This window comes from Streptococcus sp., assembly GCF_041802885.1.
Classification (GTDB): domain Bacteria; phylum Bacillota; class Bacilli; order Lactobacillales; family Streptococcaceae; genus Streptococcus.
Genome location: NZ_JBHCHN010000060.1, coordinates 1 through 13,362 on the forward strand (window position 1 = coordinate 1; position 13,362 = coordinate 13,362).

The 13,362-nt window shown below is 42.9% G+C and carries 13 protein-coding genes; 3 read left to right on the forward strand and 10 right to left on the reverse strand.

Translation table 11 applies throughout. The annotated features are described in order from the left end of the window. Window positions 1–1,207, forward strand: a 1,207-nt coding sequence (locus tag ACEYCN_RS07730) for a flavocytochrome c (RefSeq protein WP_373713710.1), incomplete at its 5' end; no start/stop codon positions are given. Between the two features lie 60 nt (window positions 1,208–1,267). Here the strand turns inward: ACEYCN_RS07730 and ACEYCN_RS07735 are convergent. From ACEYCN_RS07735 to yfmF, 8 genes are all read right to left on the reverse strand, one after another. Beyond that, window positions 1,268–1,924 (reverse strand): LysM peptidoglycan-binding domain-containing protein, encoded by a 657-nt coding sequence (locus ACEYCN_RS07735; protein ID WP_373713711.1) that lies wholly within the window; start codon window positions 1,922–1,924, stop codon window positions 1,268–1,270. Window positions 1,925–2,061: 137 nt separating this feature from the next. Then, window positions 2,062–2,868, reverse strand: a complete 807-nt coding sequence (locus ACEYCN_RS07740; RefSeq protein WP_373713712.1) for an energy-coupling factor transporter transmembrane protein EcfT — start codon at window positions 2,866–2,868, stop codon at window positions 2,062–2,064. Continuing rightward, complete coding sequence (locus ACEYCN_RS07745) at window positions 2,861–3,703, reverse strand: energy-coupling factor transporter ATPase (RefSeq protein WP_373713713.1); 843 nt, start codon at window positions 3,701–3,703, stop codon at window positions 2,861–2,863. The genes ACEYCN_RS07740 and ACEYCN_RS07745 overlap by 8 nt, the downstream gene beginning before the upstream one ends. Then, entirely contained in the window at window positions 3,679–4,515 is an 837-nt protein-coding gene (locus ACEYCN_RS07750) for an energy-coupling factor ABC transporter ATP-binding protein (protein WP_373713714.1), read from the reverse strand. Before ACEYCN_RS07750 ends, ACEYCN_RS07745 begins: the two co-directional genes overlap by 25 nt. Beyond that, window positions 4,516–5,055 carry a CDP-diacylglycerol--glycerol-3-phosphate 3-phosphatidyltransferase gene (gene pgsA, locus ACEYCN_RS07755; protein ID WP_373713715.1) on the reverse strand — a complete coding sequence of 180 codons (540 nt, stop codon included), beginning with the start codon at window positions 5,053–5,055 and terminating at the stop codon, window positions 4,516–4,518. Between the two features lie 9 nt (window positions 5,056–5,064). Next, window positions 5,065–5,925: a cytoskeleton protein RodZ gene (rodZ, locus tag ACEYCN_RS07760; protein ID WP_373713716.1), complete on the reverse strand. Its 861-nt coding sequence runs from the start codon at window positions 5,923–5,925 to the stop codon at window positions 5,065–5,067. A gap of 78 nt (window positions 5,926–6,003) precedes the next feature. After that, complete coding sequence (yfmH, locus tag ACEYCN_RS07765; protein ID WP_373713717.1) at window positions 6,004–7,296, reverse strand: EF-P 5-aminopentanol modification-associated protein YfmH; 1,293 nt, start codon at window positions 7,294–7,296, stop codon at window positions 6,004–6,006. Then, on the reverse strand, window positions 7,293–8,543 hold the full coding sequence (gene yfmF, locus ACEYCN_RS07770; RefSeq protein WP_373713718.1) for an EF-P 5-aminopentanol modification-associated protein YfmF: 1,251 nt from the start codon (window positions 8,541–8,543) through the stop codon (window positions 7,293–7,295). The genes yfmH and yfmF overlap by 4 nt, the downstream gene beginning before the upstream one ends. A 73-nt stretch (window positions 8,544–8,616) precedes the next feature. On the opposite strand from yfmF, the gene yaaA reads away from it, so the two are divergent. Both yaaA and recF read left to right on the forward strand, forming a co-directional pair. Then, window positions 8,617–8,997, forward strand: coding sequence for a S4 domain-containing protein YaaA (gene yaaA / locus ACEYCN_RS07775; protein ID WP_373713719.1), 381 nt, complete (start codon window positions 8,617–8,619; stop codon window positions 8,995–8,997). Window position 8,998: 1 nt separating this feature from the next. Continuing rightward, the gene (gene recF, locus ACEYCN_RS07780) at window positions 8,999–10,108 is read left to right on the forward strand and encodes a DNA replication/repair protein RecF (protein WP_373713720.1); all 1,110 of its coding nucleotides are present in this window, start codon (window positions 8,999–9,001) and stop codon (window positions 10,106–10,108) included. Window positions 10,109–10,122: 14 nt separating this feature from the next. On the opposite strand, the gene guaB is transcribed toward recF, so the two are convergent. Together guaB and ACEYCN_RS07790 are read right to left on the reverse strand one after the other, a co-directional pair. After that, window positions 10,123–11,604, reverse strand: a complete 1,482-nt coding sequence (guaB, locus tag ACEYCN_RS07785; protein ID WP_373713721.1) for an IMP dehydrogenase — start codon at window positions 11,602–11,604, stop codon at window positions 10,123–10,125. Window positions 11,605–11,807: 203 nt separating this feature from the next. Then, entirely contained in the window at window positions 11,808–13,085 is a 1,278-nt protein-coding gene (locus ACEYCN_RS07790; protein WP_373713722.1) for a metallophosphoesterase, read from the reverse strand. Window positions 13,086–13,362: the final 277 nt, after the last annotated feature.

A 13,362-nucleotide genomic window follows, 5' to 3' on the forward strand; every position in this document is an offset into this window, starting at 1 on the left:
CCTATTTGACTCCAAGTTGCTCTATCGCATCCAAACCTATATCGGCGGGAAACGTACTGACTTACAAGGACAGGAAATCCATGGTAACTATGACTTGATTAAGGTCTTGACAGAAAGAGCCCTCGAATCAGTTCGCTGGCTGGAAGATGTTGGGGTAGAATTTGTTCGCGATGAAGTAACCATGCCGGTCGGAGCTCTCTGGCGACGCGGCCACAAGCCAAAAGTACCTATGGGAGTAGCCTTCATCTCTGTTCTCAAAGACTACGTTCTTAAAAATGGAGGACAAATTTTAACTGACAGCCCTGTTAAAGAATTACTAGTAACCAACGGGAAAATTACTGGGGTTATGGCTGCTGGACGCAATGGTCAAAATATTACCGTCCATGCAAAAGCTGTCATCTTGACAACTGGTGGTTTTGGGGCCAATACCAAAATGTTGCAGCAATACAACACCTACTGGTCTGAAATCGCTGATGATATCGCTACCTCCAACACCCCTGCCGTAACAGGGGACGGGATTCTCCTAGGCCAATCTGTTGGAGCTGATTTGGTTGGCATGGGCTTTAGCCAAATGATGCCTGTATCTGATCCTGTTACTGGAGCCCTTTTCTCAGGCCTCCAAGTACCACCTGCAAACTTTATTATGGTCAATACAAAGGGCAAACGCTTTGTCGATGAGTATGGTAGTCGTGACAAGCTGTCTCAAGCAGCTATTGACAACGGCGGACTCTTCTATCTGATTGCTGATGATAACATTAAGGCTACTGCCTACAATACCAGTCAGGAAAAAATCGATGCCCAGGTTGCAGCTGGCACCCTCTTCCGAGCGGATACTTTGGAAGCATTAGCGGAGCAAATCAACATCGAACCAGCAATTCTTGTAGACACCATCACAAAGTACAATTCTTATGTCGATGCTGGATTTGATCCTGAGTTTAACAAGGGTGGATTTGATTTGAAATGTATTAAGGCTCCATTCTATGCCACACCTCGTAAACCAGCTGTTCACCACACCATGGGCGGCCTCAAAATTGACACAGAAACCCATGTCATCAACGAAGCCGGCCAACGAATCTCAGGCCTCTATGCTGCTGGTGAAGTGGCTGGTGGCCTCCACGCTGGTAACCGCCTCGGTGGAAATTCTCTGACAGATATCTTCACTTTCGGCCGCATCGCTGCGGAAACAGCCATTGCAGAACAATGCTAAATTCATAAAAAAGAGTTTGGAACTTCTTTTGTTCCAAACTCTTTTGCATATTTTTAAATCTTAATACCAACCCTTGGCATTTGAGTGTGCGAGGGCTGCTACCCATGAACCATAACGGCCATAGACATAGGCATCTGCTACTCGTTCTTGGTTTTCTGGAGAAAGATCTCCATTGAGGTAGCTAATGGTCAACTGGTAACGACCGTAATATTGACCGTTTTGAGCTGTATAGGAACCACCTGATTCGCGGCGGGCGATTTCTTCTTTGGCTGCAGCTTCTTCTGCGCTAAGGTTAGATGTATAGCCGCCAGTTGTAACCGGAGCTGGTTGGACAGGAGCAGGTGTTTGCGCTGGAGCCTGAGTTGTAGCAGGTGTCGTAACCGCTACAGTGACAGGCGCTTCTGTTGCTTGCGGAGCCGGAGTTGCTACTGAAGTTGTTTCTTCTGCAGGAGTTGCCATGGTGCTGACTACTTGTTCTGTAGCAGCTGTCATAGCTTGACTGGTTTTCAAAACTTGACCAATCTTAATCAAATTTTTATTTTCAATTTGATTTACAGAAGCTAATTCATCGACTGTTGTATTAAAAACAGATGCAATATCTGATAAAGTATCACCAGGTTTGACTGTATAAGTCTCTGCCTGAATACTAGTTGTTAGGAAGAGGCTTCCAACAACTAAGATACTAGCCAATAAATACTTTGTTTTTGAGAATGTCATAAAATATTTCCTTTCATTCCGTAGACTCCATTATACCCTAGTTTTGTTACTTTTTCTTTTAAAAAAGATGACAAATGTTACAAAATCATTGAAATTCCGAAAAAATAAGCAAAAAAAGTGCCATTTTAGCACTTTTATCAACTATATATTGTGGTTTTTAAAAAGAACAACACAATACCTAGTAGTATCATGACCAAAATAGCTAAACTATCTATCAGCTTCCAAGAAAGTACACGATACTTACTTCGGCCGTCCCCGCCTTGATAGCCACGCGCCTCCATAGCCGTTGCCAAAGCGTCTGCTCGCTTAAAACTAGAAGCAAAGAGGGGAATCAAGATTGGAATAATAGCCTTTACCTTCTGAACAAGACTTCCTTCTCCAAAATCCACACCACGAGCCCGTTGAGCATTCATAATTCGAGTAGTATCATCCATCAAGGTTGGTACAAAACGCAGGCTCATAGACAGCATCAAACCGATTTCGTGAACTGGAACCTTTAAGCGCGCCAGAGGAGCAAGACCAGCCTCAACTCCATCTGCCAAACTGAGAGGGGTAGTGGTCAAAGTCAGCAGGGTTGAAAAGATAATAATCAGAACAAAACGAAGAAAGATGATACCGGCCTGCTGCAACCCTTCCAAGGTAATCTTGATAAACCAAAATGTCCATAAGATTGTCTCACCACCCATGAAAAAAACTTGAAATAGGGTGGTAAAGAGAATAATCCCTAGCATGGGTTTGATGCCATTCAAAAAGAAGGAAAACTTAATCCCTGAAAGGAGAACCAATAGCAGGACAAAGGACAGGATAATAGCATTGGTCACTAGATTATTGGCCCAAAAGATGATAAAGAGAAAGAGAATCATGGCCAGAAGTTTGCTTCTCGGATCCAATCTATGGATCAGGGAATCACCAGGAATGTAGCGTCCCAAAATGAGTCTATCCATGGGTAAGTACCTCCGTAAACTCCTCTATGGTAATCGGGAGTTGATCAAATACAAGACCACGACGCTCCAAATTAGCAGCAAACTTGGTAATTTTGGGTACGCCTAACTGGATGGACTCCATAAAATCGACTTCCTGAAAAACAGCTGATGGCCGGCCGGTGCGAACAACCTTCCCGTTTTCCAAGACATAAACAAAGTCTGCAAAATCAGCTACATCATCCATCAGGTGAGTCACTAAAACAATGGTCATCCCCATCTGATGGAGTTCTTTAAAGATGGCCATCAGTTCTTTACGACCCGCAGGATCGAGACCCGCTGTCGGCTCATCTAAGACAAGAACGTGAGGCTCCATCGCTAAAATACCCGCAATGGCCACTCGACGCATCTGTCCACCTGACAACTCAAAAGGACTCCGCTCAAAGAGTTCCTCATCAATGCCAACCAAAGCCAATTTCTCACGCGCCGTCCTCTCAGCGTCCTCCTTGGACACTCCAAAATTTTGTGGACCAAAGGCTACATCTTGGAGGACTGTCTCATCAAAAACCTGACTCTCAGGAAACTGGAATACCAAACCCACTTTCTTTCGGACCTGCTTAATATCCTTATTGACAGAAGTTGGTGTAATAACTGTTTCATCAATCAAGACCGTTCCGGCAGTGGGAACATTAAGTCCATTCAGTAGCTGTAAAATCGTTGATTTTCCAGAACCTGTGTGCCCAATCAGGGCTGTATAGGACCCCTCTACAATTTCCAAGTCCACACCAAAAAGCGCACGCCCCTCAAAAGGCGTGTTGGCTTGATAAGTGTAACTTACTTGTTGGAGAGTAATTCCCATAGTGTTTCTTCTAGTTCCTCTTCTGTAAAATAACGGTCTGGCACTTCCAGGCCCTTGAGACGAAGTTGGTCAGCTAAATCTGCTGTAAAAGGCTGATTTAAATCCAAGGCCTGCAAATCCTTACGCATAAACAACTCTTCTGGTCTGCTAACAGACTCAACTTCCCCCTCTTTCATGACGATAACTCGGTCGCTCAGTGCAACCTCGTCCAAATCATGGGTAATGGAAATGACTGTCATGTTATAACGGTCCTTGATATCTTTGACTATCCGAATCAGGTCCAAGCGACCTTCCGGATCCAGCATACTAGTTGCTTCATCAAGGATGATAATGTTGGGCCTAAGGGCTACCACCCCTGCGATAGCCACCCGTTGTTTCTGACCTCCAGATAACCTAGCCGGCTCCCGCTTCTTAAAATCTGACATTCCTACCAGTTCTAAGGCTTGATGGACTCGTTCTTGCATTTCTTCCAGCGGAATTCCTTGATTCTCTAGGCCAAAGGCCACATCATCTTCTACTGTAGCACCGACAAACTGATTATCTGGATTTTGGAAAACCATGCCAATTTGACGGCGTTTTTCCCAGACATTGTCCACTGTCAGCTTATCACCAGCGATGATAATATCACCGGATTCCGCCTCCAAGAGTCCATCAATCAAACGAACAGTTGTTGACTTTCCAGAGCCATTGTGGCCAATGATGGACAACCATTCTCCCTGTTTCACGTGAAACGAAACACCGTTGAGAGTATAGGTGGTATCAGCTTCGTTATACTTATACTTTAAATCTTTTACTTCAATAATATTGGTCATTTATTTAAAGGTATCCCTGAACAAATAAGCTGCACCCTTGAAATAATCATAACCTGAATAAAGGGTAAAGAAAAGCGCAGTGTAGAGCAGTACTTGCCCCGACAAATTCCAATGCAGCAAGAGAAAAATAATGGCAAACATTTGTGAAAAAGTCTTAATTTTCCCAGGCATGGCTGCTGCTAAAACGGTCCCTCCGTTTTCAACGAGAAGCAGACGTAACCCTGTCACAGCCAACTCACGACAGATGATGATAGCCACCACCCAAGCTGGAGCCATTTTTAACTCTACCAGCATGATAAAGGCCGTCATGACAAGGATTTTGTCCGCCATAGGATCCGCAAATTTACCAAAATTGCTCACTACCTTCCACTTGCGGGCTAGATAACCATCCAAATAATCGGTTATGCTGGCCAGAGCAAATATGATGGCCGCCAGAACATGGCTAAGAGAACTTTGCCACACCGTCAGCAGCACAATAAAAACCGGAATAATCAAGATGCGTCCTAGTGTAAGGGCATTGGGGATATTTTCTTTTTTCATAAAAATCCTTTATTCAATCGTCAGGGTAATTGTCCCTGATTGTTCAGTTAAGGCCGACGTATCTAAGTCCTGTCCAGCGATGCGGACAGTCACACCTTCCACCACTCCCAGAGTGAGGGTGGCTGTTGTCACACCTTCAGGTATGGCAGCTGTGACAGTGGCATTCTCAGGGGACAAGGTCACACCATTTGCCATATCTGTGTCTGACAAGCTGACCCAACTGGTCGCCGTTGTCACTGATACCTGAACTTCTACTGGTTTAGTCGCACCCGTGAGGGTCACCGTCAAGTTAGACCCCTCTCCTGTCGTTGTCAACTTCGTTGAGGACTCACCACTACTAGAAGTCGTTGTCGTACTGCTTGCCTCAGTTGTTTGTTCGCTGCTCGATACAGTAGTCGTTTGGTTACTGGATGATTTCGACACAACTGAGTAAGATGAGGAAGTAGACGGTGGTGTGATGACCTGGTTTTGAATTCGTTGAGATACAATGTAAGCCACAAAAATCAAAATGAAAATAGCTGCCAATAAGAGATAAATCAGGGGTAAATAAGATTTTACTGGTTTTTTCTTTTTGACCTTTCGGCGTAAGTCTATATCAGAATTAGAATCTTCACCTTCTTCATAATAAACCACCAAACTCTTTGAATCATAGGCATCCAACAAAACAGAGGCATCCAACTCCAGAACTTCTGCATAGCGTTGCAAGAAAGATCTGGCATAAGCTGGGTCAGGAATTGCTTCAAAATCATTATATTCTAAAGCCTGCACTAGCTTAGCTTGGATTTTTGTCTTACGTTGAACATCTGCAAAACTCCAGCCACGACTTTCACGCGCTTCTTTTAGAACCTCTCCAATACTTTTTTGCCTCATAATAGCCTCTCTCTTACGTTTAGTATTCAATACAGTATTGTAACAAAAATCTAAGGAAATTTCGATGATAAATAGCCATTATTTTGGAAAAATAATAAAATCCGTCATATCGTAGTTTGAAAGAAATTGATGGCCGGCTGCTAGAACCTCTTCTATGCTAATGGTCTCAATGATTTCTGGCAAATCAAAAACATTCTCCTCATCAGATAAGTGCTGCATAAAGTAGCTGGCCGTATATTCCAAAGAGTTCAGACTAGCGATAAAATCCCCATAAGTCTTCTTTTTGACAATCTCCAGATGCTCTTCTGACACATCTGGATCGGATGCAAACTGCTGGATGGCCTTACGCAAACTGCTGGATAGAGCAACTGGCTCCTTGGTGTCCATGGTTAAGACAAAAAAGTGGTATTCTGGTCTCACTTCTAAATGAAAAGAGAAAGAACTATCAATTTTTCCCTGTTCATACAGGTCTCGGTGACGCATGGAGGTCCAGCCAAAAAGCATGGAAAAGAGTAGCGAAAGGGATAATCTGAAACGATAGAGAGATGTTACTTCAAGTTGACCATTGCCACGTACCCCAATAGCCAGTTTAGGACTGGCCACCTCCATCTGGCTAGTCCGATGAGGTAAAATAGGGTTGTTAGCCAAGGGTTGGTGCTCCACAAGAATAGACTGGCTTACATCAGTAGTCTGTTGTTCCTGTATTCCTTTCCACACATCCTCTAGTTCAAAATTCCCCACTAAAAACAGGGTCATATTTTGAGGGTGATAGAAGGCTTCAAAATTCTCCTTGAGAGATTGGACAGTGATATCTTGAATGGAGGCGATATTACCCGCAATATCATCCTGAAAAGGACTTCCTGGGTAAAGACTAGCCAAAATCTCGTTGTAAAGTCTAGAATCTGGCTCATCTTGATACATCTCAATTTCCTGAGCGATGATAGCCTTCTCCCTTTCTACTGACTCCTCAGTAAAAGAAACTTCACGCAGAAACTCTTGCAAGAGAGCTAATGAGGGCAGAACTTCTGCTGCTGTTGAAAAAAGGTAGGTAGTTTGGTAAAAGCTGGTATAGGCATTGGCATCGGTCCCCAATTTGGAAAATTCCTGGAGGACATCCCTATTATTTTCCATTTCAAAGAGTTTATGTTCCAAAAAATGGGCAATACCAGTTGGATAAGTCACAAATTCGGTCTGTTTTTTGGCTTTAAAGACTGTGTTTGCTGCTCCAAAACCAACAGTCATCATCCCATAAGTTTCCTTAAAATCTGGCTTAGGGTGTAAATAAACTGTCAAGCCATTTGCCAACCTTCCCTTGTAAAGTGGAGTTTGCAGATAGGGATAACACTTTTCTTCTAATCCTGAATACTTCATCCAACACCTTCCATAAAATAAACAGCCTGTAATTTAATTTGCTTGGCTACGGCCATCACATCTTCTCTTGACACTGAGTTGACAGAGTCAAGCCACTGCGAATAAGTTCGAAAATCTTGACCAAAAATAGATTGATTGTAAGCCTGCTCTATCAAGGTTGATGGCCTATCTTGAGCAAGGGTAGCCGCGTTGGTTAAGACTTTCTTGGTCAGAATCAAATCCTCATCTGTAAACTTTCCTAACTTGACATCTGATAATTGCTGACGAATTAGTTGCATCGTTTTTAAACGCTGCTCTTTGTCGATTCCTGCATAGACTCGCAGCATACCTGAAAAAATATGAATTGAGCTACCTACTGTATAGGCTAGCCCTTCTTTTTCCCTTAGCTCACGAAATAATTTAGAATGAGCAGAACTTCCAAAGAGACTATTAAAAACCACTAGAGCTGGATAGTTGACATCTTTGTAAAGTGTCTGTAAATGGTAAGCCAGTTCTAATATGGATTGATTGGCTTCTTTTCTCTCTACTTTTTCTCTGGTAACACTAGAAAAATCCTGTTGGTAATCAAGGATTAGTTTTGGGTTACGGAAAGTAAAGGGATAACTCTTAAAATGCTCTTTGACCAAATCCTGGTCTATCTGGCCCAGAACAAAAATATCAACCTTATCAAGGTTTAGCATATCCTTGTAAGCCTGATAGACTGTCTCAGCTGTTTCTTTTTCAACCAGCTCCTTCGTAGCAACTCTGGGAATTTTCATCTCTGCTTGCTGATAAAAGAGTTGATTCAATTCTAGGTCCGCATGGTAATAATGATCTTCAATCTCAGACTCCAAATATGAAATCAGGTTGCTCTTTTCCATTTCAAAGACTTGTTGATCAAAGGCTCCTTTTTTTGCTAAAGGCCTAAAAAGGGCGACTCTTAGAAATTCTAAAATATCTTGAGTCAATGAAACTCCCTCTGGTAGATACTTGTCTCCTATAAAACGAATGGTCACATCCACTAGGTGGGCCTGACCCCTACGGGAAACACTTGTAGAAAAGTTCGCTCCATAGAGTAGAGCTAGCTGGCGACGAAAAGCCAAGGTGGTAGGGTAATCTGCATTGGCAATCTCTAATAGATTAGCAACCAATACGCGCCCTGCCACAGTCTTCTCCTGCATTGGAGCTGCAAAGCGAATTTTAATCGAATTGGTTGTAAATTGGTCTGTGGAAATAAAATGAAGATGGACTCCCTCTTGTAATTTCATCTTTTACCTCATTCAAGCATTGTAATCTTCATTATATCATTTTATGTTATAATTATCTGTAAAGAGGTAAACAATGGAATACAAATTATTTAATGACTTTATCACCCTGCAATCCTTGCTAAAAACTACTGGCATCCTGCCTTCTGGAGGTGCCATCAAGGCTTTTTTGGCAGAGAATGTTGTCCTATTTAACGGTGAAAAAGAAGACCGCCGTGGCAAGAAAATCCGCCATGGAGACCGTGTAGAATTGCCTAATCAGGGTCTTATTATTGAGATCGTTGCCCCAAGTCATGAAGAAAAAAAACAACATGAAGAAGATGTGGCAGAAAAAGAGCGAGTGGCAAAAATCGTCAAGGAAATGAACAAACAGTTTAAAAAGGAGAACAAAACACCATTGAAAAAACAAATGGATAAGGCTCCTAAAAAATCTCCTGTTCGCTTCCCAGGTACCTAATATGTGGCTTGAATCTTTACATATCCAGCATTTCCGTAATTATGGGGAGGCGGAACTTTCCTTCCATAAAGGTCTCAATATCTTTTTAGGACAAAACGCTCAGGGTAAGACCAACATCTTAGAAGGTATCTATTTTCTAGCCCTGACCCGTAGCCACCGGACGAAGACAGATAAGGACCTCCTTCAATTCTCAGAAAAACACCTACAGGTCAACGGAATTCTTCATCGAAGCACTGGTAAAGTACCACTTGACATCGAGTTGACAGATAAGGGACGAATCACTAAGGTTAATCACCTCAAACAAACACGGTTATCTGACTATATTGGTCATCTAAATGTTGTTCTCTTTGCCCCAGAAGATTTACAACTTGTCAAGGGTGGGCCTGCTCTCAGACGAAAGTTTATGGATGTTGAATTAGGTCAAATCAAACCCCTCTATCTATCTGATCTATCCAATTACAACCATATCTTAAAGCAACGAAATGCCTATCTAAAGGCTTCTGATAAGGTTGATCTGACCTACCTTTCAGTTTTGGATCAGCAGCTAGCCGAGTATGGCAGTACGGTTATTCAGCATCGAATCGACTTCCTCAAGAAACTGGAAGTCTTTGCCCAGGCCAAACATCTGGATATCTCTGATCAAAAAGAAAACCTGACCCTATCCTACCAAGCCAGCATCCCCTTTACAGACCATGTCAATATACTTGACAGTTTCTTGACAGAATTGGAAAAAAGTCGTAAACGGGATCTCTTTAAGAAAAATACAGGTGTTGGGCCCCACCGAGATGACATTTCCTTTTTCATCAATGGGATGAACGCTCACTATGGTAGCCAAGGCCAGCATCGTAGCCTGGTCCTCTCCCTTAAGCTGGCTGAAATCGAGCTAATGAAAGAGACGACTCGTGAATACCCTATTCTGCTTCTAGATGATGTCATGAGTGAGTTGGACAATGACCGACAAATGAAGCTTCTCGAAACCATTTCAGAGAAAATCCAAACCTTTGTCACCACGACCTCCCTTGAACATCTCCATACCCTGCCCGATGAACTCAAGATTTTCCATGTTTCAAATGGAACTTTGACAGAAGACAAACAAAAAGAGCACCGATAAGTGCTCTTTTGATGTTACTGAACGGAATAGTTTGGTGCCTCATTGGTGATTTGGACATCATGAGGATGACTTTCTTTGAGTCCCGCACCTGACATTTCGATAAATTGGGCATTTTCATGCAGGTCTTGCAGATTGGCCGCACCCACATAACCCATACCTGAGCGAATACCACCCAGCATTTGGAAGACAATATCCGCAGCAGCTCCCTTGTAGGCAACACGACCTTCGATACCTTCTGGAACCAATTTATTGGCCTCGTTTACTGAACCTTGGAAGTAACGGTCGCTAGACCCTTTCTTCATAGCTGCAATCGAACCCATACCGCGGTAGGTTTTAAATTTACGCCCCTGGAAGATTTCCGTTTCACCAGGTGCCTCATCCGTACCTGCAAACATAGAGCCTAACATAACGGCATTTCCCCCAGCCGCCAAGGCCTTGACAATATCCCCTGAATACTTGATACCGCCATCAGCAATGATGGTTTTTCCATACTCACGAGCTACTGCTGCCGCATCGTAAATGGCTGTAACTTGAGGAACACCGACTCCTGCAATCACGCGGGTGGTACAGATAGAGCCTGGACCAATCCCAACCTTGACAACGTCGACACCTGCATCGTAAAGGGCACGAGCTCCGTCAGCTGTCGCAATATTCCCTGCAATGAGGGTCCGGTCTGGGAAATGAGCCCGAATTTCAGCAATTTTACGGAGAACACCTGCTGAGTGTCCGTGAGCTGTATCGATGACAATAGCGTCTGCTCCAGCTTCAAAGAGGGCTTCAGCCCGTTCAAAGGTATCGGATGTCACGCCCACCGCACCAGCAACCAAGAGACGACCAAATTCATCCTTGGCTGCATTTGGAAACTCGATTACTTTCTCAATGTCTTTGATGGTAATCAGGCCTGAAAGTCGGCCGTTATTGTCTACCAAAGGCAGTTTTTCAATGCGGTGTTCATGAAGGATGCGCTCCGCCGTTTCAAGGTCGGTCCCAACAGGGGCTGTCACCAAGTTGTCACTGGTCATGTGCTCGGAAATCAGCGACTCAAAATCAGTGATAAAGCGCATGTCGCGATTGGTGATAATCCCCACCAACTTGCGATTTTCCAGAGTTTCCACAATCGGAACCCCTGAGATACGATAGCGCTGCATCAGTTCTTCTGCCTCGTGAACCTTGTGATTTGGAGTCAGGAAGAATGGATCGATAATAACCCCATTTTCAGAACGTTTTACCTTGCGCACTTCCTCTGCCTGCTCAGAAACAGACATGTTTTTATGGATAACACCTAGACCACCTGCACGCGCAATGGCAATAGCCATCTTGCTGTCTGTGACTGTATCCATGGCCGCCGTAATAATAGGAATATTCAATGTCAAATTTTTAGCCAGCTTGGTCTGTAAACTGACATCATTTGGTAAAACATGACTCTCTGCCGGAATCAGCAATACATCATCAAAAGTAAAACCTTTTTTCAAAAATTTAGTGTCCCAATTTGACATTAAAAATAGCCTCTTTTCTATATTCTTGTGATAATCTATCATAACATTTTCAACTGATTTGTCAACCAAAACGGCAAATAAACCGAACAAATTTCTTAAAGAGAAGATATCTTTTTTATTTTTTTCTTAAAATACGATTGTATAACATGTTTTTTTGAATTATGTTTGGTTTTTAAGGACATTCTCCATCATATCCAAGGTCATTATTCGAGCTCTAGTTGAAAACTTTCATGGCCTTTTTCAGCTGATTTCAGGATACTATCGATATAGGTTGGATAAAAGGACAGACCAGTCTCTTGCATGAGGGACAGGCCCTGTTGATGGTTGGCTGGGTCAATCTGCCTTCCAGCAAAATAATCCGCATTGAGTTTCGCAAAGGTTTGGAGCAAGAGCTCCCTTTCCAGACTTGTCAACTGACTGTCAAGCAAGTCTGGTTCCAGCTTCCTTGCAGAAACCTGTTCCATAAAGGCCCGGGAGGCCTGAGAAAAGTCCAGTAGGTTCTGATCGGTCAAGCCCTGCTCCCTTGCCCAAGAAGCAACATCTAAGATTTTAGCCTGATAATCCAAGGTTTTCCCATCAAATTCTAGGATTCCATAGTGATGAGGAGAGACCGGTAAAGCAGATGTCAAGATTTCTGACAAGCCACTATCTTCGATGTGCTGGATATGAATGTGACCGCTCAGATTGGCCAGTACATCATATTTCTCATAAAGGGCCTCCAATTCTTGAGCCCGATGAATGAGAAAACCTTCTGTAAAGTAGGGGTTATGGGCCAAAAGATTTTGATGGCTGACTGCTAAGACCTGAATATCTTGCTCTTTTGCATCTTTTAGAATTTCTTCAATCCAGCTGAAGGTCTGGTCTGATATTTCATTTGTCCCATGGCTGTTACTGTCCAGCATGAGGATCCAAAAATCTTTTCTTGCCCTGTAAAGGTATGACAAGGAAGTGTCATCCTTCTCTATACTTTCCTGTAAACCATAATCTTGATAAATCTTGTCAAATTCTTCCTTATTGATAGAATCTACTAATTCATAACCATCCCCATAAAATCCTGCCGCACTCGATCGATCAATATCATGATTCCCTGGTATGACTAAAATTTGAGTTCCATTTTGCCTGATTCTTGACAGTTTTTTCTCCAAATCAAGATGGCTTTGTCTTTCCCCATTAAAAGTCAAATCTCCGCTGAGAATCAGAATTTCTGGCTTTTCCCGGATAATGGTGGCCACAAACGATTCTGTGATTTCTTCAATATAGAACATATTTTTCCCATCAGCGTTGTTTACCAGATCCGTAAAGAAAAACCCTCCATCTGTCAAGCTGCTTGACAGGTAGTGTAAATCTGTTGCGACTGCAATGTTGATTGGTTTTTCCTGACTAGAAAAAGTGACCAGCTGAGATTGGAAGGAACCTTCTTGACTCCATGTGCTGCTTTTATAACCTAGAAAGGAAGCAATCGCCATAATGAGTAACCCCATCCATATGATTTTCTTTTTCATTTTTATTCACAAAAGAGTTTGGGACAAAAGAAGTTCCAAACTCTATTTTATTCGTTTTAGATACTAATGGCGCAGTGGTTGAGTGGGCCCTAATACGCTGATAATTCAGCTTTTATAGCCCTACTCAACTGTGCGGAGGTGGGATAACGAAATCGAATTTCTTCGAAATTACCGATTTCTGTCCCACTCTCCATTCCTTTTAAAAGTAGTTAATGCCCATGGCTGTCTTGACCTCTGACAGGGTTTGTCCAGCCAC